The sequence below is a fragment of the Paenibacillus sp. FSL R7-0313 genome, assembly GCF_037969885.1.
GTDB lineage: Bacteria > Bacillota > Bacilli > Paenibacillales > Paenibacillaceae > Paenibacillus.
Map to the genome: position 1 here is coordinate 2,700,668 of NZ_CP150219.1, position 23,947 is coordinate 2,724,614.

17 protein-coding genes, 9 tRNA genes and 3 rRNA genes are annotated in these 23,947 nt (G+C 47.7%); 27 read left to right on the forward strand and 2 right to left on the reverse strand.

The window, feature by feature from the left end:
- Window positions 1-31: 31 nt before the first annotated feature.
- From thrC to yajC, 25 genes are all read left to right on the forward strand, one after another.
- Window positions 32-1,102: a threonine synthase gene (gene thrC / locus NSQ38_RS11830; protein ID WP_036605915.1), complete on the forward strand. Its 1,071-nt coding sequence runs from the start codon at window positions 32-34 to the stop codon at window positions 1,100-1,102.
- Complete coding sequence (gene thrB, locus NSQ38_RS11835) at window positions 1,099-2,067, forward strand: homoserine kinase (protein ID WP_339789363.1); 969 nt, start codon at window positions 1,099-1,101, stop codon at window positions 2,065-2,067. The genes thrC and thrB overlap by 4 nt, the downstream gene beginning before the upstream one ends.
- Window positions 2,064-2,936: a prephenate dehydratase gene (gene pheA / locus NSQ38_RS11840; RefSeq protein WP_339310536.1), complete on the forward strand. Its 873-nt coding sequence runs from the start codon at window positions 2,064-2,066 to the stop codon at window positions 2,934-2,936. Before thrB ends, pheA begins: the two co-directional genes overlap by 4 nt.
- 151 nt (window positions 2,937-3,087) lie before the next feature.
- On the forward strand, window positions 3,088-3,972 hold the full coding sequence (gene ilvE / locus NSQ38_RS11845; RefSeq protein ID WP_017692630.1) for a branched-chain-amino-acid transaminase: 885 nt from the start codon (window positions 3,088-3,090) through the stop codon (window positions 3,970-3,972).
- A gap of 195 nt (window positions 3,973-4,167) precedes the next feature.
- Window positions 4,168-5,796 (forward strand): LysM domain-containing protein, encoded by a 1,629-nt coding sequence (locus NSQ38_RS11850; RefSeq protein WP_339789366.1) that lies wholly within the window; start codon window positions 4,168-4,170, stop codon window positions 5,794-5,796.
- Window positions 5,797-6,341: 545 nt separating this feature from the next.
- A 16S ribosomal RNA gene (locus tag NSQ38_RS11855) occupies window positions 6,342-7,894 on the forward strand.
- Between the two features lie 317 nt (window positions 7,895-8,211).
- Window positions 8,212-11,137 (forward strand): 23S ribosomal RNA (locus tag NSQ38_RS11860).
- Window positions 11,138-11,211: 74 nt separating this feature from the next.
- Window positions 11,212-11,328, forward strand: a 5S ribosomal RNA gene (gene rrf / locus NSQ38_RS11865).
- Together the 16S, 23S and 5S rRNA genes with 9 tRNA genes alongside form the textbook arrangement of a ribosomal RNA operon.
- 84 nt (window positions 11,329-11,412) lie before the next feature.
- Window positions 11,413-11,488: transfer RNA gene (locus tag NSQ38_RS11870), tRNA-Asn, on the forward strand.
- Between the two features lie 4 nt (window positions 11,489-11,492).
- A tRNA-Glu gene (locus tag NSQ38_RS11875) sits at window positions 11,493-11,564 on the forward strand.
- 7 nt (window positions 11,565-11,571) lie between these two features.
- Window positions 11,572-11,647, forward strand: a tRNA-Val gene (locus NSQ38_RS11880).
- Between the two features lie 17 nt (window positions 11,648-11,664).
- A tRNA-Met gene (locus NSQ38_RS11885) sits at window positions 11,665-11,738 on the forward strand.
- 27 nt (window positions 11,739-11,765) lie between these two features.
- Window positions 11,766-11,843 (forward strand) — tRNA-Asp (locus tag NSQ38_RS11890).
- Window positions 11,844-11,868: 25 nt separating this feature from the next.
- A tRNA-Gly gene (locus NSQ38_RS11895) sits at window positions 11,869-11,943 on the forward strand.
- Between the two features lie 6 nt (window positions 11,944-11,949).
- Window positions 11,950-12,026: transfer RNA gene (locus NSQ38_RS11900), tRNA-Arg, on the forward strand.
- Window positions 12,027-12,042: 16 nt separating this feature from the next.
- Window positions 12,043-12,121 (forward strand) — tRNA-Leu (locus tag NSQ38_RS11905).
- 7 nt (window positions 12,122-12,128) lie between these two features.
- Window positions 12,129-12,202, forward strand: a tRNA-Pro gene (locus NSQ38_RS11910).
- A gap of 203 nt (window positions 12,203-12,405) precedes the next feature.
- The gene (locus NSQ38_RS11915; RefSeq protein ID WP_339789369.1) at window positions 12,406-13,098 is read left to right on the forward strand and encodes a BofC C-terminal domain-containing protein; all 693 of its coding nucleotides are present in this window, start codon (window positions 12,406-12,408) and stop codon (window positions 13,096-13,098) included.
- Between the two features lie 308 nt (window positions 13,099-13,406).
- Window positions 13,407-13,910: a crossover junction endodeoxyribonuclease RuvC gene (ruvC, locus tag NSQ38_RS11920; RefSeq protein ID WP_017686765.1), complete on the forward strand. Its 504-nt coding sequence runs from the start codon at window positions 13,407-13,409 to the stop codon at window positions 13,908-13,910.
- The gene (gene ruvA, locus NSQ38_RS11925; RefSeq protein ID WP_338588354.1) at window positions 13,907-14,521 is read left to right on the forward strand and encodes a Holliday junction branch migration protein RuvA; all 615 of its coding nucleotides are present in this window, start codon (window positions 13,907-13,909) and stop codon (window positions 14,519-14,521) included. Before ruvC ends, ruvA begins: the two co-directional genes overlap by 4 nt.
- A 55-nt stretch (window positions 14,522-14,576) precedes the next feature.
- A complete protein-coding gene (gene ruvB / locus NSQ38_RS11930) occupies window positions 14,577-15,587 on the forward strand; it encodes a Holliday junction branch migration DNA helicase RuvB (RefSeq protein WP_091020485.1) in 1,011 nt (336 codons plus the stop codon).
- 92 nt (window positions 15,588-15,679) lie between these two features.
- Window positions 15,680-17,767: a SpoIID/LytB domain-containing protein gene (locus tag NSQ38_RS11935; protein WP_339789372.1), complete on the forward strand. Its 2,088-nt coding sequence runs from the start codon at window positions 15,680-15,682 to the stop codon at window positions 17,765-17,767.
- Window positions 17,768-17,774: 7 nt separating this feature from the next.
- Complete coding sequence (gene queA / locus NSQ38_RS11940) at window positions 17,775-18,803, forward strand: tRNA preQ1(34) S-adenosylmethionine ribosyltransferase-isomerase QueA (RefSeq protein WP_047844089.1); 1,029 nt, start codon at window positions 17,775-17,777, stop codon at window positions 18,801-18,803.
- Between the two features lie 35 nt (window positions 18,804-18,838).
- Window positions 18,839-19,975 carry a tRNA guanosine(34) transglycosylase Tgt gene (gene tgt / locus NSQ38_RS11945; RefSeq protein ID WP_036616872.1) on the forward strand — a complete coding sequence of 379 codons (1,137 nt, stop codon included), beginning with the start codon at window positions 18,839-18,841 and terminating at the stop codon, window positions 19,973-19,975.
- A 67-nt stretch (window positions 19,976-20,042) separates the two neighbouring features.
- On the forward strand, window positions 20,043-20,357 hold the full coding sequence (yajC, locus tag NSQ38_RS11950; RefSeq protein WP_145324035.1) for a preprotein translocase subunit YajC: 315 nt from the start codon (window positions 20,043-20,045) through the stop codon (window positions 20,355-20,357).
- 126 nt (window positions 20,358-20,483) lie between these two features.
- On the opposite strand, the gene NSQ38_RS11955 is transcribed toward yajC, so the two are convergent.
- A complete protein-coding gene (locus tag NSQ38_RS11955) occupies window positions 20,484-20,876 on the reverse strand; it encodes a TIGR04086 family membrane protein (RefSeq protein ID WP_036616878.1) in 393 nt (130 codons plus the stop codon).
- Between the two features lie 183 nt (window positions 20,877-21,059).
- On the opposite strand from NSQ38_RS11955, the gene NSQ38_RS11960 reads away from it, so the two are divergent.
- The gene (locus tag NSQ38_RS11960; protein ID WP_339789375.1) at window positions 21,060-21,818 is read left to right on the forward strand and encodes a DUF421 domain-containing protein; all 759 of its coding nucleotides are present in this window, start codon (window positions 21,060-21,062) and stop codon (window positions 21,816-21,818) included.
- A gap of 3 nt (window positions 21,819-21,821) precedes the next feature.
- On the opposite strand, the gene spoVB is transcribed toward NSQ38_RS11960, so the two are convergent.
- Window positions 21,822-23,456, reverse strand: a complete 1,635-nt coding sequence (gene spoVB, locus NSQ38_RS11965) for a stage V sporulation protein B (RefSeq protein WP_339789378.1) — start codon at window positions 23,454-23,456, stop codon at window positions 21,822-21,824.
- Between the two features lie 227 nt (window positions 23,457-23,683).
- On the opposite strand from spoVB, the gene NSQ38_RS11970 reads away from it, so the two are divergent.
- A complete protein-coding gene (locus NSQ38_RS11970) occupies window positions 23,684-23,923 on the forward strand; it encodes a post-transcriptional regulator (protein ID WP_036617497.1) in 240 nt (79 codons plus the stop codon).
- Window positions 23,924-23,947 lie beyond the last annotated feature (24 nt).

The window sequence follows — 23,947 nt, forward strand, 5'->3', positions numbered from 1 at the left end:
GATTATTAAAACATAAAGGAGTTTACCCACAATGAGATATCAAGGACTTTTGCAAACGTACAGAGAGCACCTTCCGGTTAATGAAAATACACCCCTGCTTACGCTTCAGGAAGGAAATACACCGTTGATTCATGCAGAGAATCTGTCTGAGGAACTTGGCTTGAATGTTTACTTCAAATACGAAGGTTTGAACCCTACGGGATCTTTCAAAGACCGCGGTATGGTTATGGCTGTTGCCAAAGCTATGGAAGAGGGCAGCCGTACGATCATGTGTGCATCCACAGGTAATACGTCAGCAGCTGCAGCAGCCTACGCCGCACGTGGTGGCCTCAATTGTATCGTGCTAATCCCGAATAACAACATTGCACTGGGTAAACTGGCCCAAGCCATGATCTATGGAGCTAAGGTGATCGCGATCAATGGTAACTTTGACCGTGCACTGGAGATTGTGCGTGAGATCACAGCCAAACATCCGATCACGCTTGTAAACTCTGTGAATCCGTTCCGGATTGAAGGACAGAAGACAGCAGCGTTTGAAGTAATTGAACAACTTGGCGAAGCGCCTGACGTTCTGGCTATTCCAGTCGGTAATGCGGGAAATATCTCGGCTTACTGGAAAGGTTTCAAGGAATATAAAGAGGCAGGTAAATCCAACACGCTTCCACGTATGGTTGGTTTCGAAGCAGAAGGTGCGATGGCCATTGTCAAAGGTGAGCCGATCCTTGAACCTGAAACGGTAGCAACAGCAATTCGAATCGGTAATCCGGCGAGCTGGAAAACGGCAGTAGCTGCAGCTGAGGAATCTGGTGGACAGATCAACTATGTAACGGATGAACAAATCCTGACAGCGTATCGCACACTTGCTTCTCGTGAAGGAATTTTTGCTGAACCTGCTTCTGCGGCTTCCCTTGCCGGTGTATACAAACTGAAGAGTGAAGGGTACTTTAAAGGCGGAGAGACTGTAGTTTGTGTACTGACAGGTAATGGCCTGAAAGATCCTAATATTGCGATCAAAACAGTAGCGACTGAGCCACTTGTTGTTGAAGATACGGAAGAAGCAGTAATGGCCGCTATTGCACAACTGGAGCAGCAATCTGTATGAGTTTGCGTGAAAAGGTAACCGTAAAAATACCTGCAAGCACAGCCAATCTCGGTCCGGGGTTTGACACCCTGGGCATGGCATTGTCTTTGTACGCCTGGTTGGAAATGAAACCTGCCGAGCAGACGACATTTCATCTTCACGGCAATCATTTGACAGGCCTGCCTACAGACAAATCGAATTTGATTTACGAAGTGGCCCAGATGGTATTCGATGAAGCTGGTGTGTCCGTACCTGAATTGGAGATTTCCATGTATTCCGATATTCCGCTTACGCGGGGGCTCGGGAGTAGTGCATCGGCCATCGTTGGTGCATTGGCAGCAGCGAATGCATTAATTGGTGCTCCTTTATCCGATGCGAAGCTTCTGGATATGGCCACATCCCTTGAGAAGCATCCTGATAATGTGGGAGCATCTCTGTATGGCGGTATTATTACGGCTGCATGGAATGGTCAACAGGTAGATCATATACGTATTGAACCACACCAGGATCTGCAGGCTTTGGTTATTGTACCTGAATTCCAGCTGTCTACTTCAAAAGCAAGGAATATCATTCCAGAGCAATTTGGCATGTCTGATGTGGTGCATAACATTAGCAGATCCTCACTGCTCGTTGCCGCTTTGGCGAGTGGACGACTGGATATGATTCAGAAGGCGATGTCAGATCGAATTCACCAACCATATCGGGCATCATTGGTGCCAGGCATGGCTGAGATATTGGAACATGCTGTCGATCATGGAGCGTTGGGAGCTGCCCTGAGCGGAGCTGGACCGACTGTATTGACTTTGGTAGATCGTCATGACACCCGGAAAGCGGGATTGGAACAATATTTGCTGGACACTATGGAGCGGGAGGGCATATCTGCTTCTGCACTGTGGCTCGATCCGGATTTGGACGGTGTAACCGTGCTGCCTGATCAAGACAAACGTCCTTTTCTGGACAGAATCAAAGGGGAAGTTAATGCATGAAACGAATTGCAGTATTACCTGAAGGCTCAGTCTCTCATGAGGCAATTGATTTCCTTTTCAACGGAGAACCATTAGATTTGCTTCATTCCAAGCTGATTTCGGACGTGTTTAGAGCAACGGATAGCGGGACTACACAATACAGTGTCATTCCGATTGAAAATACCATTGAGGGTTCCGTTAGTCTGCATATGGACTGGCTTGTGAATGAAGTCGACATTCCAATGCAAGCGGAGTGGGTATACCCATCCATCCAAAATGTCATTGGACATGGCTCGGAATTTAAGACGGAGAGCGGCGAGTATGATTTTAGTAAAATTACCAAGATCATGTCTCATCCTGTGGCTATTCCGCAGTGTCAGAATTTTATTCGGCTGCATTCGCCTGGGGCAAACCTTGAAGGTGTGAACAGTACAGCCGAAGCTGTAGAAATTGTGAAAAAAAATCCGGGTAAGGGCTGGGTAGCCATCGGTACCAAGCTTGCTGCTCAGAAGCATGGTCTGGACATTATGGCTGAACGGGTTACAGATCATGACAACAACTATACCCGTTTTGTGCTCATCGGCCATGAACCTGTGAACATTCCACGTGAACCGGATCATGTGAAAACCAGCTTGCTGGTGACGTTGCCAGAAGATGCACCGGGTGCGTTGCATCAGGTATTGTCGGCATTTGCCTGGCGGAAGCTGAATTTGACCCGACTTGAATCTCGTCCAACGAAGAAACAATTGGGCAGTTACTATTTCTACATTGACGTTGTGGAAACGGTGGATTCGGTATTGCTCACCGCAGCCATGGGGGAGATTGAGGCATTGAATTGTCAGGTGCGCGTTCTTGGTAGCTATCCTTGTTATACATATCCTTCGAGGTAATCGACCTTTATGCTGGTTGTGATTGTTAGAAGGTTGTCATAATTCTGGGTAGAGTGAACAAGTAAGGGCTTGTCATTTTGGTGTACAATGAACGGGTTAATAAACGTTTCGGAGTACAGTTAATGGATATTTTATGGAGGTGCAGTCATCGGTGGCAGAACAATGGATCTATTTGGATGGTCAGTATGTGACCAAAGAGAACGCAACCGTTTCGGTATATGATCATGGATTTTTGTATGGAGACGGGATTTTCGAAGGTATTCGGATCTATAACGGAAATATTTTCAGATGTAAGGCCCACTTGGATCGTTTGTATGATTCGGCGAAATCCATCAGTTTGAACATCCCGCTGTCCATTGATGAGATGCTGGAAGTCATGGCTGAAACGGTGCGCCGCAATGATATGCGTAATGGTTATATTCGTCTTATTGTATCGCGTGGCCCTGGTAACCTGGGGTTGGACCCGTTACGTTGCCCTAAGGCATCCGTAATTATTATCGTGGAGCAATTGGCGATCTATCCGGAGGAAGCGTATCTTACTGGATTGAAAGCCGTGTCCGTATCCCAACGCCGGAACATTCCGGACGCATTGAATCCAAAAATTAAATCGTTGAACTATCTGAATAACATCCTGGTTAAAATCCAGTCTAACTATTCAGGTGCTGGTGAAGCAATTATGCTGAACTCCCAAGGTTACGTAACTGAGGGTTCAAGTGATAACATCTTCATCATCAAAAATGGTGTAGTGTATACGCCGCCTTGTTATCTCGGAGCACTTGAAGGGATTACACGTCAAGCCATTATCGATCTATGTGGCGAACTGGAGCTTGAGTTGAAAGAAGTGCCATTCACCCTGCATGATGTGTATATCGCAGACGAAGTCTTTTTCACCGGGACAGCTGCGGAAGTTATCGCTGCATATGAAGTGGATGGAAGAACAATTGGCACGGGAGTAGCAGGTCCAGTAACGCTGAGACTGCTGGAAGCATTCCGTCAGATTGTTGACAAAGATGGATATAAAGTGTGGGAATCTTAAGTTAGAATTGCATAACATAGGGAACAGGAATCCTCCTTGTCCGATAAAATTCTGCATACCTGGTGTATGGGGATTTTAGAGACAGGAGGATTTTTTTTGTTTAGTTGATGTCATTAGCCCGGTTTCTGCATAGGATGTAGTAACGGTATGGGCGAATGTACTGCCCAAGTATGACGTCTAGGAGGTTAGTTCCCTGTGAAAATACACATGGTGAAAAAAGGCGACACATTATATCTGCTGTCCCAAAAATACAATGTAGCGCTGGACAAATTGATCGCGGCTAATCCGCAAATCACAAATCCCGACAAGTTGGATATCGGCATGAAGATCAAAATCCCTGCAGAACCAGTAACACCGAAGCCGGAGGGTGTGCTCCACAGTCACAAGGTGCAGCAAGGAGATTCGTTATGGAAGTTGGCACAAGCCTGGGGAGTTCCTTTAAAAGATATGATCAATGCCAATCCACAGTTGAAAAATCCGAACGCTCTGCTGGTGGGGGAGACAGTTTATATTCCATCTATGCACGCACAAGGAAACAGCACATCTAATTCGGGTGCCGGCAACATTGCTGCTCATGAAAAGTTGTCACCTGAAGGTAAGGAATACACGGGAGTCAAAGAACCGGAACCACCGGCGCCAGTTATGCCAACTCCTCCTGCTCCGGTAGCAGAGGTTCCTGTTCCAGTCCCTGTGCCTGCTCCACCACCAGCCAATACGGAGAAGCCGAATGTGAAGCCTGAACTGGAGGTACTGCCGCAGTTACCGGAGCTTCCTGAAGTGAAACCTGAAAAGGAAACGTACAAAAAAGAAGAGGTTAAACCCGAAGTTCATGTAAAACCGGTAGCAGAATCCAAGAAATACACAATGCCTAATCTTTCGCCTGAAATTATGCCTTTGCCTGTAATGCCTAATACAAAGTCTCCAACTGAGGTTGCACCAGCAACGAAAAAGCCTTGTGGTTGTGGTAATAAGTTGCATCATGCGCCAGCCGAGCACCCTTATGTTCAAATCCCGGTTCCTGTACAAGAGGTGTATGGTGCTCAGCAAGACATGTACACGGCAGGAGCGAGTAACAATGCGTCGTTTCCAGGGATTTCGGAAGTTAGTCCTTATAGTGGCACTGATCTGCCTAACAGTCCGTGGACTGGCGCAGAGCAGGGTTATAACCACAATAACGTTATGCCGAATCTGTCCGCAGACATGCAAAATAACTCATTTCCGATTGCGCCAGCTAGCGAAGTGAATAGTCCATTCCCGACGTATGTGGCGCCTAGTCATATGAATCATCAGCCGCCGTTCATATCTCCATACTCAATGCTTCCGTACCCTCCATGCGGATGTGGCTCACATACACATATGCCTCAGTATACTTATCCTTCTCATGGCTATCAGGATCCGGCTTGGAATATGTATGGTCCTTCGTACGGTATGCCGCCTGAAATGTCCACATCAACAATGCCAAACCAGCCAATAGAGTACGCTTATCAGAATCCGTACCCTACTCAGAACATGGTTCCGCCGTCCCCGCTTGGAGCATTTGGTGAAATGTATCCTCCTCAAGGGCAAGGCCAGGGTGGTAAAAAAGGGGGGCGTGAAGACGCTAACTTAAGCCAGGTAGCAATTGAAGAGGTAGGATCAGACTCGGAAGGGAAGTCCAAGCAAGCGGGGAATAAGCCGGCAGCTGGAAAACGCAGAACAAGCAAGGCTCCTCTGAAGAATAAATCCAAGGTATCCGTGTCCGGGAAAACATCCAGAGAGGGTGCGGCTACTTCCAACCAACGGAAATCCGATAAAAAGCGTCGTAATCCATGGATACAGAACTAACCTGAGGATTGCGATTGATGAATAAGTGAGGTACCTGTTATATAAGCGGGAAGCCAGCTCTGCAATAGAGAGCTGGCTTCCCGCTTACCTGAGTGAACATTGAGTTGCACACAACGGAGATATAGTTGCTCAGGAAATGATAGAAAGTATTTTATTAAGAAGTTATTGTAAACCCTTTCATAAATGTGTTAAAATATTTGTACCCTATGAGCATGACCTAATATGATAGGACAAGATAGGGAACGGATATGATAACTTTAGCTAATGTAAAACTACTAAAGAAAAGAAATGAAAAAAACTGTTGCATTACATTCAGCCGTATGATATATTATTTAAGTCGCCGCTGAAACACACGGCTGACACGGGAAACACAATAAATAACGAAACAAGTTTGATCTTTGAAAACTGAACAACGAGTGAGTAAACATTCTGCTTGCAGAATGAACGCGAAAGTTGAGACGAGCCTTGGCTTGAATCGACTGGAGCACAAATGAGATTTTTAATCTCGTCAGATTCAAAATGAGCTTATCGCTCTTTTCAATACTTTATTGGAGAGTTTGATCCTGGCTCAGGACGAACGCTGGCGGCATGCCTAATACATGCAAGTCGAGCGGACTTGATGAGAAGCTTGCTTCTCTGATGGTTAGCGGCGGACGGGTGAGTAACACGTAGGCAACCTGCCCTCAAGTTTGGGACAACTACCGGAAACGGTAGCTAATACCGAATAATTGTTTTCTTCGCCTGAAGGAAACTGGAAAGACGGAGCAATCTGTCACTTGGGGATGGGCCTGCGGCGCATTAGCTAGTTGGTGGGGTAACGGCTCACCAAGGCGACGATGCGTAGCCGACCTGAGAGGGTGATCGGCCACACTGGGACTGAGACACGGCCCAGACTCCTACGGGAGGCAGCAGTAGGGAATCTTCCGCAATGGGCGAAAGCCTGACGGAGCAATGCCGCGTGAGTGATGAAGGTTTTCGGATCGTAAAGCTCTGTTGCCAGGGAAGAACGCTTGGGAGAGTAACTGCTCTCAAGGTGACGGTACCTGAGAAGAAAGCCCCGGCTAACTACGTGCCAGCAGCCGCGGTAATACGTAGGGGGCAAGCGTTGTCCGGAATTATTGGGCGTAAAGCGCGCGCAGGCGGTCATTTAAGTCTGGTGTTTAATCCCGGGGCTCAACCCCGGATCGCACTGGAAACTGGGTGACTTGAGTGCAGAAGAGGAGAGTGGAATTCCACGTGTAGCGGTGAAATGCGTAGATATGTGGAGGAACACCAGTGGCGAAGGCGACTCTCTGGGCTGTAACTGACGCTGAGGCGCGAAAGCGTGGGGAGCAAACAGGATTAGATACCCTGGTAGTCCACGCCGTAAACGATGAGTGCTAGGTGTTAGGGGTTTCGATACCCTTGGTGCCGAAGTTAACACATTAAGCACTCCGCCTGGGGAGTACGGTCGCAAGACTGAAACTCAAAGGAATTGACGGGGACCCGCACAAGCAGTGGAGTATGTGGTTTAATTCGAAGCAACGCGAAGAACCTTACCAGGTCTTGACATCTGAATGACCGGTGCAGAGATGTACCTTTTCTTCGGAACATTCAAGACAGGTGGTGCATGGTTGTCGTCAGCTCGTGTCGTGAGATGTTGGGTTAAGTCCCGCAACGAGCGCAACCCTTATATTTAGTTGCCAGCATTTCGGATGGGCACTCTAGATAGACTGCCGGTGACAAACCGGAGGAAGGTGGGGATGACGTCAAATCATCATGCCCCTTATGACCTGGGCTACACACGTACTACAATGGCCGGTACAACGGGCTGCGAAATCGCGAGATGGAGCCAATCCCAACAAAGCCGGTCTCAGTTCGGATTGCAGGCTGCAACTCGCCTGCATGAAGTCGGAATTGCTAGTAATCGCGGATCAGCATGCCGCGGTGAATACGTTCCCGGGTCTTGTACACACCGCCCGTCACACCACGAGAGTTTATAACACCCGAAGTCGGTGGGGTAACCGCAAGGAGCCAGCCGCCGAAGGTGGGATAGATGATTGGGGTGAAGTCGTAACAAGGTAGCCGTATCGGAAGGTGCGGCTGGATCACCTCCTTTCTATGGAGAATCGTTTCCTGCAACGGAAACATTCAAATACAAAATCTAGCCAGGTCGGCTAGTTACTCACTCGTTGCTCAGTTTTGAGAGCTCAAACTCTCAAACAGCTTGCTTTTGCATGGAGCTTGTTCTTTGAAAACTAGATATCGAAACGAAACAAACGCGAATTAGAACATTCCTTTTTATTGAAACTTGTGTTAAACAAGTTTCAATAAAAACGGTAGTCAAATTGCTTTTGTGATGGTATCGGGTGAGAGTGACTTTTGGCTTTGCGCAAGCAAAACAAGGGAAGCGAGCGACCGAAACCGGAACAAAATGGTTAAGCTACTAAGAGCACACGGAGGATGCCTAGGCGCTAGGAGCCGATGAAGGACGTGGCGAACAACGAAACTGCCTCGGGGAGCTGTAAGCAAGCTTTGATCCGGGGGTGTCCGAATGGGGAAACCCAGCTGGGGTAATTTCCAGTTACTCACAACTGAATACATAGGTTGTGTAGAGGCATACCAGGGGAACTGAAACATCTAAGTACCCTGAGGAAGAGAAAACAATAGTGATTCCGTCAGTAGCGGCGAGCGAACGCGGAGAAGCCCAAACCAGAGAGCTTGCTCTTTGGGGTTGTGGGACGTCTCACATGGAGTTACAAAGGAACCGGTTAAGCGAAGAGGTCTGGAAAGGCCCGCCAAAGAAGGTAAAAGCCCTGTAGTTGAAAGTCTGTTCCCTCCGAGACGGATCCCGAGTAGTGCGGGGCACGTGAAACCCCGTATGAATCCGGCAGGACCATCTGCCAAGGCTAAATACTTCCTAGCGACCGATAGTGAAGCAGTACCGTGAGGGAAAGGTGAAAAGCACCCCGGAAGGGGAGTGAAATAGAACCTGAAACCGTGTGCTTACAAAAAGTCAGAGCCCGTTTTAGGGGTGATGGCGTGCCTTTTGTAGAATGAACCGGCGAGTTACGTTCCCGTGCAAGGTTAAGGTGAAGAGCCGGAGCCGCAGCGAAAGCGAGTCTGAATAGGGCGACATAGTACGTGGACGTAGACCCGAAACCGGGTGATCTACCCCTGTCCAGGGTGAAGGTGCGGTAACACGCACTGGAGGCCCGAACCCACGCATGTTGAAAAATGCGGGGATGAGGTGGGGGTAGCGGAGAAATTCCAATCGAACTCGGAGATAGCTGGTTCTCCCCGAAATAGCTTTAGGGCTAGCCTCGGAAAACAGAGTCGTGGAGGTAGAGCACTGATTGGGTGCGGGGCCCGCAAGGGTTACCAAGCTCAGTCAAACTCCGAATGCCATAGACTTACTTCCGGGAGTCAGACAGTGAGTGCTAAGATCCATTGTCAAAAGGGAAACAGCCCAGACCATCAGCTAAGGTCCCCAAGTGTGTGTTAAGTGGGAAAGGATGTGGAGTTGCACAGACAACCAGGATGTTGGCTTAGAAGCAGCCACCATTGAAAGAGTGCGTAATAGCTCACTGGTCGAGTGACTCTGCGCCGAAAATGTAACGGGGCTAAACACACCACCGAAGCTATGGCTTGATGCTTTGCATCAGGGGTAGGGGAGCGTTGTATAAGGGTTGAAGGTGTACCGTAAGGAGCGCTGGACATTATACAAGTGAGAATGCCGGTATGAGTAACGAAAAGATCAGTGAGAATCTGATCCGCCGAAAGCCTAAGGGTTCCTGAGGAAGGCTCGTCCGCTCAGGGTAAGTCGGGACCTAAGGCGAGGCCGAAAGGCGTAGTCGAAGGACAACAGGTCGAAATTCCTGTACCACCGTAAGCCGTTATGAGCAATGGGGGGACGCAGTAGGGTAGTGACGCGGACTGATGGATGTCCGTCTAAGCAGTAAGGCTGATGTGTAGGCAAATCCGCACATTGTAAGGCTGAGCTGTGATGGGGAGCGAAAATTATAGTAGCGAAGGTCATGATCTCACACTGCCAAGAAAAGCCTCTAGCCAGGTGATGGTGCCCGTACCGCAAACCGACACAGGTAGGCGAGAAGAGTATTCTAAGGCGCGCGGAAGAACTCTCGTTAAGGAACTCGGCAAAATGACCCCGTAACTTCGGGAGAAGGGGTGCCCCGGTAGTGTGAATAGCACGAGGGGGCCGCAGTGAAAAGGCCCAAGCGACTGTTTAGCAAAAACACAGGTCTGTGCGAAGCCGTAAGGCGAAGTATACGGGCTGACGCCTGCCCGGTGCTGGAAGGTTAAGGGGAGTGGTTAGGAGCAATCCGAAGCTGTGAACCGAAGCCCCAGTAAACGGCGGCCGTAACTATAACGGTCCTAAGGTAGCGAAATTCCTTGTCAGGTAAATTCTGACCCGCACGAATGGCGTAACGACTTGGGCGCTGTCTCAACGAGAGATCCGGTGAAATTTTAATACCTGTGAAGATGCAGGTTACCCGCGACAAGACGGAAAGACCCCATGGAGCTTTACTGCAGCTTGATATTGAATTTGGGTACGATCTGTACAGGATAGGTGGGAGCCTTTGAAGCGTGAGCGCCAGCTTGCGTGGAGGCAACGTTGGGATACCACCCTGATCGTATCTAGGTTCTAACCTGGTACCGTAATCCGGTGCGGGGACAGTGTCAGGTGGGCAGTTTGACTGGGGCGGTCGCCTCCTAAAGAGTAACGGAGGCGCCCAAAGGTTCCCTCAGAATGGTTGGAAATCATTCGAAGAGTGCAAAGGCATAAGGGAGCTTGACTGCGAGACCTACAAGTCGAGCAGGGACGAAAGTCGGGCTTAGTGATCCGGTGGTACCGCATGGAAGGGCCATCGCTCAACGGATAAAAGCTACCCTGGGGATAACAGGCTTATCTCCCCCAAGAGTCCACATCGACGGGGAGGTTTGGCACCTCGATGTCGGCTCATCGCATCCTGGGGCTGAAGTAGGTCCCAAGGGTTGGGCTGTTCGCCCATTAAAGCGGTACGCGAGCTGGGTTCAGAACGTCGTGAGACAGTTCGGTCCCTATCTGTCGTGGGCGTAGGAAATTTGAGAGGAGCTGTCCTTAGTACGAGAGGACCGGGATGGACGTACCGCTGGTGTACCAGTTGTTCCGCCAGGAGCACCGCTGGGTAGCTATGTACGGACGGGATAAACGCTGAAAGCATCTAAGCGTGAAGCCCCCCTCAAGATGAGATTTCCCAGTATGTAAGACCCCTTGAAGACGACGAGGTAGATAGGCTGGGGGTGGAAGTGCAGCAATGCATGGAGCTGACCAGTACTAATCGGTCGAGGGCTTATCCAATAGCAAGTTGTAATTCGCATGTTTCGTTTCGAATCTAGTTTTCAGAGAACGATCTCTGAAATGTAAGCTACGCGTTTGGTGGCGATGGCGGAGGGGTTCCACACGTACCCATCCCGAACACGACCGTTAAGCCCTCTAGCGCCGATGGTACTTGGACCGCAGGGTCCTGGGAGAGTAGGACGCCGCCAAGCGAACTCTTTCATCATACATAGAAAACAGGCTCTGCATGTTGATGTGGTACGATGAATTGCATTTGCCCTGCAAATGCATATTATTCCCTGATAGCTCAGTTGGTAGAGCACTCGACTGTTAATCGAGTTGTCACAGGTTCGAGCCCTGTTCGGGGAGCCAGTAAGGCCCGTTGGTCAAGGGGTTAAGACACCTCCCTTTCACGGAGGTAACAGGGGTTCGAATCCCCTACGGGTCATATAGATGGAGGCTTAGCTCAGCTGGGAGAGCATCTGCCTTACAAGCAGAGGGTCGGGGGTTCGATCCCCTCAGCCTCCACCATATAAACTTTATAACGACGCGGGGTGGAGCAGCCCGGTAGCTCGTCGGGCTCATAACCCGAAGGCCGCAGGTTCAAATCCTGCCCCCGCAATTATACTTTCCTTTGAGAAAGTGATCTGGAACCGTGGTGTAGTTGGCCTAACATGCCTGCCTGTCACGCAGGAGATCGCGGGTTCGAATCCCGTCGGTTCCGCCATTTTTATATTAATTTAATACCGTATGCGGAAGTGGCTCAGCGGTAGAGCATCGCCTTGCCAAGGCGAGGGTCGCGGGTTCGATTCCCGTCTTCCGCTCCATTATTTGCGCCCTTAGCTCAGCTGGATAGAGCGTTTGACTACGAATCAAAAGGCCGGGAGTTCGAATCTCTCAGGGCGCGCCATTATAACTTCAAATTTGCCGGCGTGGCGGAATGGCAGACGCGCTCGACTCAAAATCGAGTGGGAAACCGTGGAGGTTCGAGTCCTCTCGCCGGTATATATAACGGGATGTAGCTCAGCTTGGTAGAGCACCTGGTTTGGGACCAGGGGGTCGCATGTTCAAATCGTGTCATCCCGATCTCTAAAAACACTATCTATAATTAGATAGTGTTTTTTTTATATTTATCTATATAAGATTCTATAAATGCAGGTTCGATATTAACTATGACAAATTCTTTAAGCTAACACATGCGTGTTCTTTCTTCAGACAACAAGTTAGTTGTGCATAAAGCCTCAATCTTTAGGTCACAATAGGTTTAAAAAGTGATAGAAGGGGTTCATGTGAACACGTTTAACTTCAGAAAACAATTCAAGAGACGCTGGAGACGGTGGAAACGAACAGTATGGATGACGGCGGCTCTGCTTGCAGTTACGATATTGGCTTACAGCGGGTTGTCTATCTCATCGGCGATAGAGCGTTTGCTGACAACTAATTTTAGTGAGGCAACGAGTGTGATGGGCCCTGTTACGCAGGAAGCAAGATCTGAACAGGAGATTCAGGCGTTAGTAGAGCAACTTGATTCTGATCCGGATCATTTAACGAGTGTGGTTTTGGAGACACAGTACATCTGCGGAGTGGAGACAGAGCAGTTAGGCAAGATGGCTAGACCGCAGTTGAAGATGCTTCTGGCTCAACATCCGGAATGGGATGCTACCGTTGGAACATCAGATGAGTTGCATTTGAAGCAACGTGTAGATGACCTTTCACCGCTTTGTAAACAGCAGGCTTATATCAGCATAGATGCTGTAGGGAACCTTAATTTGTACGAAGGTAAGCCTACAGATGAGAAGGTTATTCGTACGTTCTTTCAGTTGGATGTTGGGACGTTGGAGAGTTCTTTGCCTGAAGGCGTACTGGAGCAATTGCAGCAGGGTATTCGGATTCAGGACAAGGATGAGTATGATAGCGTGATCTCTACGTTCAGTGACTATGCCGTGGATGAAGATCACCATTTAATCCGTAATGGCGGGTAATCCAAACGTCCTCACCTACAGTATTAAGATTGTTACGTACTGAAACGATGATGGCAATAGCAATAACAACGGTGGTTTAGGGAATCAAGCGATAGACCCAAAAATATGTGGAGTATGATGAAGGACATCGAAGAGATGTCCTTTTTGTCGTTTGAACTGAAATAGTTGGAAATACGAATAAACATGTAAAAAATTCGCGAATAAAGACGAGTAATCAGTTAGACAAAGTTTTTCCTGCCGCAGGGTCTATCTTTTGTTATAATGAAATGAACGATACATATGTTCGCTTTTGTGAGGGAGAGATGGTTTTGCGTTTTTTGGGAATTGACCCGGGGATTGCGATTGTTGGTTTTGGTTTTGTGGATAAAATCGGCAGTAAGGTAGTACCCGTACAATATGGATGTATTCAGACAGAAGCTCATACGCCTGAAGAGGAACGGTTGCTTCATGTATATGAAGGTATGGTGCAATTGATTGATAAATACAAACCGGACGCAGTAGCGCTGGAGAAACTTTTTTTCAATCGGAACGTTACAACAGCGATGTCAGTCAGTCAGGCTAGAGGAGTCATGGTACTCGCTGCGGCACAGAAGGGTTTGCCTATTGCAGAGTATACACCAATGCAGATCAAGCAGGCTGTCGTTGGGTACGGTAAAGCGGAGAAGAAGCAAGTACAGGAGATGGTCAAAATGTTCTTGCGTCTTCAGGTCGTTCCTAAACCGGATGACGTAGCGGATGCATTGGCTGTAGCCGTGTGCCACGCACACTCTTATACATTAAATTCCAAGTTGAATGAGGTATTGCGAAAATGATTGATTTTCTAAGAGGACAGTTCATTCATGTAGAGAATGATTATATTGTGCTGGATGTTCATGGTGTAGGGTATCGCGTATTCTGTCCGAATCCATTTGTGTTTGCCAAGCAAGAAGGCGAAATTACCGTGTACACTCACCATCATGTGCGTGAGGATGCGATGTTGCTGTTTGGATTTGTTACACGGGATGAGCAACGGTTGTTCCGTAAACTGATTGAAGTATCCGGTATCGGTCCAAAAGTGGCACTGGGCATACTCGCTGGAGGTACACCAGAACATGTGGTTACGGCGATTTATCAGGAGAATCTTACGTTCTTGACCAAATTGCCAGGCATCGGCAAGAAGACTGCACAACGCATGATTCTGGATCTCAAGGATAAGCTGGATAGTTTTGGCGCGGCAGCGTATGCAACGGGTTTGTTCGCTCCTCCATCGGAAGAGTCGGGAAGTGGTTCAGCCTGGGATGAGGCACGTGAAGGTCTCAAGGCACTTGGGTATACTGACAGTGAGCTTGATAAAGTATGGCTCAAAATGAAAAAGGATGTTACTACAGCGGATTCCGTTGATGTGTTAATGAAAAAGGCGCTGCAAATGCTGTTTACGGGATAATACAATTTGCATATTATAATATAGCTGTAGCCTGCAAAAAAAGGTAGGGATGAACATGGATGATCGGATTATTTCCGCGAACCTGATGATGGAGGACCAGAATGTTGAGTTGAGCCTTCGTCCCCGGTATCTGAATGAATATATCGGGCAGAATCAGGTGAAGGAAAATTTAAAGATATATATTGAAGCTGCCAAATTTCGTAATGAGGCATTGGATCACGTTTTGTTATATGGCCCACCTGGACTGGGTAAAACAACACTTGCCAACATTATTGCCAACGAATTGGGCGTTAACCTAAGAACTACGTCGGGCCCAGCCATTGAACGCCCGGGTGATCTTGCAGCATTGTTAACCAATCTGCAGGAAGGCGATGTCCTGTTTATTGATGAGATTCATCGTTTGCATCGTACGGTTGAAGAAGTCATGTACCCCGCTATGGAAGATTCGGCATTGGATATTATGATTGGTAAAGGTCCAAGTGCACGTTCTGTTCGGCTGGATCTGCCGCCATTCACTCTGATTGGGGCTACAACGCGTGCTGGCTTGCTGTCTGCTCCACTTCGAGACCGATTTGGTGTTATCAGTCGCTTGGAATTCTATACGGTTGATGAGCTGGCTTATATCGTCTCACGCTCTACCGAAATATTGGGTGTGGAGATTGTGGGAGATGCTGCGCAAGAGATTGCATTGCGCTCACGTGGGACACCGAGGATCGCGAACCGTTTGTTAAAACGAGTACGCGACTTTGCACAGGTGCGTGGTGATGGGATTATAACGCAGACACTCGCGGAAGAAGCGCTGCAACGTCTCCAGATTGATCCGCGTGGCCTCGATGAGATTGATCACAAGATGCTCAAATCGATGATTAATAGCTTCCGGGGAGGCCCGGTAGGGCTGGATACCATTGCTGCTACGATTGGTGAAGAAAGTCAGACGATAGAGGATGTCTATGAACCGTATCTGCTTCAGATTGGTATGATTCAGCGTACACCAAGGGGCAGGATCGTAACAGATCTCGCCTATCATCATTTGGGTCTACCTGTTCCACCAAGAGACGGGAAATAATCGAGCCTATTGAACATTCACCATAAACATTGAAATAATCACGTGTTAACCCGATATAAAAGTGAAGGAAATGCATGGAGAGGAGTCTGATTGTGGGAAAAGCAATACGAACGAAGAAGTGGAGTCGTCGATTGAAGGTACTGGCGGCAGCTCTTTTGACAGTGGGTTGTTTGCAAGTGCCTGCGTATGCAGCAGCAAATGATGGACAGACGATCCGGGTAGCCATGTTTGCAAATCTGGGTAGTACGTATAAATCAACTACACCACTCATTACGCTTGAATCGACGGGACAATGGAGCATCCAATCGGAGAGTGGCGCAAATGTAAGCCTTCCGGCAGGACAAGTCCGTTTCAGTGCAGATGGATTCCGAGTGAAGGTGTTGGAAACAGCGGACTTTAAGGCAGCATCTGCAGCAGCAAAATTGTTGCAGGCAACCGCAGATAAACCGTTGCTGTTCACAACGTCTGTGAATGGAAATGCCATTTACCAGCTCTACACAGGCAACTATGCAACGGAGGCACTGGCAGGACAAGCTGTTACACGAGTACAAAAGGTAGCGGCAGCTCAATTGGCTGGTCAAAAGCCAGCTGTAACAGGAAGTAAACGCCTGTCTGCTGGAACCTATGGTTCGATTCAGGAAGCAGAGGCAGCACAAGCCAACCTTTTATCAGCAGGAGTTAGTAGTGTCTATCCAGTTCTTCAACTGAGTGGAGGAAGCCAAGCATATGCGGTATGGGTGGGTGAAGCTTCAACGGATGCGGAATTAACTGCATTGAAGAACAGTGTGGAAGCCAAAGCTCCAGGGGTAAGCCTTTCACCTGTCAACAATAGTGCAGGACTCATCATCCGCCAGGATGCAGGATTAAGTACGGATGCACTCAAAACAGCTCCGCATTACACCATTGCAGGTACTGATTCCAAAGCATTGGTACAAGGAAATAGCAATGGTATCAAAGTAGTGGAACGTTCCCAGCGAACGTATCGTGGAGATATGGAAATCAGCATCGTGAGCGGTGATCTGGCGTTGGTCAATGTCGTTCCGCTGGAACAATACCTGTACTCTGTCGTAGGGGCAGAGGTGTATTCCTCCTGGCCTGCTGAGGCTCTGAAAGTTCAAGCTGTAGCTGCTCGTTCCTACGCGCTTCAACAGGGTGAACGTTTCAAAATTGCAAATGTTGTGGATACAACGCTCAGCCAAGCCTATAACGGGATTGGTTCGGAGAACGATAAAGTAACCAGCGCAGTGGATGCAACTGCTGGAGAAGTGGTCAAGAGCGGTGGGAAAATCATCGAAGCTGTATTCTCCTCCAATGCGGGCGGCCAGACGGCTCATCCTTCTGAGGTATGGAACGGTGGAGCAGGTGTGTTCACCAATGTAGTTAGCTCGGGGGATACATCAGCCCAGGCAGGATTACATACGTGGTATCATGTGCTGCTCAGCTCAGGCGTTAGTGGGTACATTCGTGAGGATAACATCAAAGAATTAACGACCAAGACCAATGCAGGACTGGCTAAAGTGACGGTAACAGCTCAGAATACCAATGTGCGTGCCATTCCGTTAATTCAATCCACCGTTGAACCTGTAGCTAAAATGAATCCAGGCAACGAAGCTGTTGTACTGGCAAAAGTAGCTCAATCCAATGATTATGCTTGGGTGAGAGGACCTTTCACGTCTGCACAGTTGGTTAAATCCCTTCAAGGTAAAACAACAGCGTCAGTTCCTGCTTCCATCTCAACCTTGGAAGTGACCAAGCGTGGACCTTCCGGAAGAGCACTTGAAGTCACTGCCAACGGACAGGCTATGACGGTGAAATATGCCGATACATACCGCTCTGCACTAGGTGGATTACCGAGCACTTTATTTGATATTGCAGGGACCGGAAGTTATACTGTATTAGGCGCTGACGGCAAAACAGCCAGTAAAACCGGCTCAAATGGTGCCTCTGTATTGTCTTCTTCTGGCACAGGAACGTCATCCGGTAATGCACTTGTAGTTATGAGTGGTGATGGTCAAGCCAGAGCGGTAACGCAAGGTCAGACCTACATGTTCATCGGTCAGGGCAATGGCCACGGATTGGGCTTGTCCCAATGGGGAGCCAAAGGCATGGCAGATGAAGGGTATGATTACCAGGCAATATTGAAACACTATTATCAAAATGCGACTATTGTTAAGGAATGAAACTAAAATGAATGTGAACTTATATGATTTTGAATTACCAGAGCAATTGATAGCACAGACGCCGTTGCTTGATCGCACGGCATCCCGTTTGCTCACCTTGAACAAAGATAGTGGTGAGATTAATCATCAAACGTTTCCCGATATTATCGATTTTCTGAATCCCGGCGATACATTGATTCTGAATGACACACGTGTTCTTCCAGCCCGTCTGTTCGGTACAAAGGAAGATACCGGAGCAAAAGCGGAAGTGTTATTGCTCAAAAATGTGGAAGGCGACAAGTGGGAAGCACTGGTTAAGCCGGGGAAAAAGCTGAAAGCCGGTTCGGTGATCGTATTTGGCGATGAACTGAAGGCAATCATTGAAGAAGAAGGCGAGATGGGGGCACGTACACTTACGTTTACGTATGATGGAATCTTCCAGGAGATTCTGGACCGTCTGGGTGAGATGCCGTTGCCACCTTATATCAAAGAGACATTGGATGACCGTGAACGTTATCAGACCGTGTATGCCAAGCATGAAGGATCGGCGGCTGCACCTACAGCGGGACTGCACTTTACGGATGAATTGTTGGATCAGATTCGTGCCAAAGGTGTTAATGTGGCCTTCATCACGCTTCATGTAGGACTGGGAACATTCAGACCGATGTCGGTTGACGTTGTTGAAGATCATGTCATGCATGAGGAGTATTACTCCTTGTCACAAGAAACGGCAGATCTGATTAACCAGACCAAAGAGAATGGACACCGTGTTTTTGCGGTTGGGACAACGAGCTGCCGGACTTTGGAAACGGTAGGCAGCAAATTTGAAAATGGAATACTGCAAGCGAGCAGCGGATGGACCAGCATTTTCATCTATCCAGGCTATTCCTTCAAAGTAATTGATGGGATGCTTACGAATTTTCATCTCCCGAAATCCACGTTGGTTATGTTGGTTAGTGCACTAGCAGGCAGGGAACATATTATGCAGGCATATGAGGAAGCCATCCAAGAGAAATACCGGTTCTTCAGCTTCGGCGATGCCATGTTGATATATTAGTATAACGATTAACTTTTAGAGGATGATTAAAACCAATGGCAGCAATCACGTATGAACATATCAAAACTTGCAAACAATCCGGTGCACGTCTGGGACGTGTACATACACCTCACGGTATTATTGAGACACCAACCTTTATGCCTGTAGGTACACAGGCGACTGTCAAAACAATGAGCCCTGAAGAGTTGAAAGAAATGGATGCTCAGATTATTTTGAGTAATACCTATCACCTGTTTCTGAGACCAGGACATGAAATCATCCGTGAAGCTGGCGGATTGCACAAATTCATGAACTGGGATCGTCCAATTCTGACGGACAGCGGAGGATTCCAAGTGTTTTCTCTTAGCGAGATGCGCAAAATTACGGAAGAAGGCGTTAACTTCCGCTCCCACTTGAATGGAGACAAGAAGTTCCTTTCACCTGAAGTGGCCATGGAAATCCAGAATGCACTTGGGTCCGATATTATGATGGCGTTTGATGAATGCCCACCGTATCCGGCTGAATATGAATATGTCAAAAAATCACTCGAAAGAACGAGCCGCTGGGCAGAACGTTGTCTCGAAAGTCACGCTCGTCCGCATGACCAAGGTCTGTTTGCCATCGTACAGGGAGGCATGCATGAAGATCTTCGCCGTCAGAGCGCCGCAGATTTGACTTCCATGGATTTCCCGGGGTATGCTATTGGTGGACTGAGTGTTGGAGAACCGAAACATTTGATGTATGGTGTATTGGATTATACGTTACCTTTGTTGCCATCCAATAAACCACGTTATTTGATGGGGGTAGGTTCGCCCGATGCGTTGATTGAGGGATCTATTCGTGGAGTGGACATGTTCGACTGTGTTCTGCCAACTCGGATTGCCCGTAACGGAACAACGATGACCAGCCAAGGACGTCTGGTAGTTCGCAATGCCAAGTTTGCAACTGATTTTGGGCCACTTGATCCTGAATGTGATTGCTACACTTGTCGCAACTATTCCAGAGCTTATCTGCGTCATTTGATCAAAGCAGATGAAACATTTGGCCTGCGTTTGACAACGATCCATAATCTTCATTTCTTGCAGAATTTGATGCGTAATGTACGTAAAGCCATTATGGAAGATCGTTTGCTTGATTTCCGGGATGAATTTTTCGATCAATATGGTCTTCATGACAATGACAAAGGTTTCTGATTGAGTTTTTGAGGAAACTGGCGTAACAAGCAATATCTGTATGTATAGTCGATAAGGGGGAGTTTGAATGTTTCAGGGAATGACTCTAGCAGGAGCACAAGCGGGTGGAGGCATTGTATCTTTGATTGTACCTTTGGTACTCATGGTTGCAATTTTCTACTTCTTGATGATTCGTCCACAGAACAAAAAACAAAAGCAACGGAATTCGATGCTGAGCCAATTGAAAAAGGGCGATAAAATTGTAACGATTGGTGGCCTTCACGGTACGATCGCTGAGATTACGGACGATGTGGTTGTATTGCGTGTAAACGATGTAACTAAGCTTACATTTGACCGTAATGCAATCAGCACGGCTGTAGCTCGTGATACGGCTGTTGAATAGTTACTGTAACATAGAATAACGAGGGTGCGTTTGTGGCGTATTCCCTAGTAGAGAACCGGATCTCCCTGGAGACCCGGTTCTCTTTTTTTGATTTATGAGGGGAGGTCGATGTTCCTTACCAGTCAGTCAGGAGCGATGCGTATTAACACCGAACATGCCACCGAGAGCTGAAATGAAGAACGCGCTAAGCAGTTGTAAACTATCCTTCCAATTAAACGAAGCATCCAGCGCGAGAAATCCGATCAACAGCACAAGGAGTCCATATACGATTCCGGTAATCCCTCCGTAGTACCATCCTTTTTCACCAGAACGTTTGCCTGCGACAAAACCACCAACCAATAATGACAAGCCATGAACAACATAGGTATACAACGAGAGGTCCTGTTCCCGCATTCCGCTCATCCAGAGAAACAAGGAGAGAATAAATGCCCCGATAAACATCCATACAAAAGCCTGACAGAGGCCTGACAGAATCGGATTGGACACTCGAAACGAAACCAAGCGGCGGATCAATTGCATGAAGCAACCCCCTTGTACAAGTTATAAGTTAATACAGTGTATGGTCAAGCCTTCGGACTTATGAACTGTTTTCCATTAAATGAACGGATTATTTCTGCATGAGCATGTAAGGTTCAGGTCAAAATAGGGATTGCACTACCCAGCTAACTGTTAAAAACTCAGCTTCGAAGGAGGACCCCTGTTGTGAACTTCCCAGATGTCGGATCACATATCTTTCGAACCATTCTCATGTACTTTCTGGTGTACTGTGCAATGAGGGTTATGGGTAAACGTGAGATAGGTAAGCTATCCATGTTTGATCTTGTTGTCTCCATTATGCTTGCTGAAATGGCTGCTTTTGTGATTGAAGATATTGATAAACCGCTCTCTCACGGGATTGCCCCCATGCTTACCTTGATCATTGTACAGATCGGAATGGCCTTTATAGGTCTTAAAAGTCGGCGTCTTCGCCTGATAATTGATGGCAAACCTACTGTTTTGATCTCCAAAGGCGTTCTTCACCGTGATGAGATGCGGAAGCAACGATATAATCTGGATGATCTATTGCAACAACTCCGTGAACAGAATGTAGACAGTATCGGTGAGGTTGATTTCGCTATCTTGGAGACCACAGGCAAGCTGACCGTTTTTCCCAAGGATGAGAATGCTTCTAACGACAGCAGTTCTTCCGGCTCTGATTCAGAAGGGGCTTCTTCCGGTAAATCCAAAACGGGAAAAAACCAGATTGACGGATTTCCAAATATCAAATATGAAGGTCTGCCGCTGCCTCTGATTATGGACGGAAAGGTCCAGGATCAAAATCTGGAGATCATCCAGAAAACGAGATTTTGGCTGAAAAATCAAATTCAACAGAACGGAATTATGGATTTCAAAGATGTATTTATATGCTCCATTGACCACAATGGGAAGATATATGTCAGTCCAAAAGATGATAAAAAATGAAAATCATTTGCCTGACCGGCGCTTAAACCATGAACCGATCAAAGGGGCACGGGACAGATCATGAAAGTCAATCATTTTGGTCCAGCCCATAACCATGAAATACACAATAAGTCCGACAAAAGGAGCGAGAAGCATCCGGAACCAGAAGGGCAACATCATCGCAGTCTCTTCGTACACGAGTAGTGTCGCTGCTCCCATAATAAACATTCCTGCTCCCGTCTTGACCCAATCCATCATTTTGAAGCGGAACTGTAACAAACTGCGTACGCTTTGGGCATGTAACAGGGTAACTACCGTAGAATTCACACAGATGGCGATGACTGCACCGAAGATGCCATATTCAGGCCTGGAAGCGAGCGTTAAAATCAACGTGATTTTGATAACAGCACCGATAAATGTATTCAGTAGTGCTTTACCTGGACGGTCAAGAGCTTGTAATGCAGCTTGAAGAGGGGCTTGAATATAAATGAACAAAGCAAAAGGAGCCATTAGCTTCAGCATGCTTCCAATCGATGCATCATTATACAGAACAAGACACATCGGTTCGGCAAGCACATACATAAACACAGAAAACGGAGCACCTGTCACAAGTGCCAAGCGTAAGGCCTGATGCATTCTTTTGTGAATCAGTGCGCGATCCCCCTGAGCAGAAGCCTCGGACAGTGAAGGCACAAGTGATGTCGCGAGCGATGAGGTTAGTGCACCCGGCAGCAGCAGCAAAGGAATAATCATACCTTGTAATGCACCATATTGTGCTGTAGCAAGCCCTTTGGATATGCCTGCCAGAGCCAGACTTTGGGCAGTAACGATGGTTTCGGCCAAATAGGATAAGGAGCCAACCAAACGGCCTGCTGTAACAGGAATAGAGATTGCAAGCAAACGCCGGATTAATCCGGGCTGTGGAGTACCCGTCTCTTTCAGAACTGAAGGTATTGGGTTTAAAGGCTTGGCTGAAGGTTTGGTTGTGAGATTGGACATGTTCTGTTGCTTAGCTAGAGGTAACTCTTTCTTCTGCCTGTTATACTTCCACAAGAGTACAAGCATACCGCCGAATTCTCCAACGAGTGCGCCCAGCATGGCACCAGCAGCAGCTTGGGCAATACCGTGGGGGAGAAGAAGCCAGGCAAACCAAATGACACAGACGATACGAATGATGGTTTCAACAATGGATGAAATGGCAGTAGGCATCATGTTTTGCTTACCTTGGAAATACCCTCTGTAGACGGCTGATACGGCGATAATGGCAATCATGGGGCTCATACTAACAAACGTATGGTACACCCGCTCATCTGTGAGCACGTACTTGGTAACCCAGGGTGCAAATAGGATGCACAAAAACATGAATACAACACCCAGGGTCAACGTAAAGCTTAAGCTTACTTGCAGGATTCGCTGGGGGGAATAACGATTGGCACCGGTATCAGCTTCGGCTACGAGCTTGGCTACGGCGAGCGGAATACCACCCGTAATTAATGTCACCAGTACGATAAAAAAGGGATAGCTCAATTGGTAGATGCCAACACCTTCTGCACCAATGACTCGTGGCAGCGCAATGCGCGGAATGAAACCAAGTATTCGATTAATTATGCCTGCCGCGAGCAGGATCATGGCCCCCTGGATAAATGTCTGTTTCTTCAAGACTACCCCTCTTTCCCGGTTGAAAGTACAGGCTATCAACATAAACGGGACAAAGCCGTTGTTCTTCATCCTATGCCAGTCCTTTATCTTCTCATGACAACTTGGACACGATTAACAAAAAGAACCATAATCAGCAAGAAGGAATATGATCAAGCGAAGTCGAATCATGTAATATTGATGCCGCATAAAGGCTTGGATGTACGAAGGGAGGCTCCCCGTTGGAAGAAATGAATGATGTGGAGTTGGAACAGTCAATAGAGATGCTCTGCCGTAGCAAAGCGGAGGAATTAAGGCTTGTCGGTTACGAATATGTCACCAGCAAAGATGTCTGGAATTGCGTCAGTCATAAATATGAAAAACAGGGCATTCCACCGCTTCACCAGCTGGTGAACGACATTTTGTCACTGAAAGCAACAAGCTTTATGAACTTTATGACCGTGTCTGCATACCGGGGGTCCTCTTTCTAGACGAAAGGGATCTTTTTTGTTGAA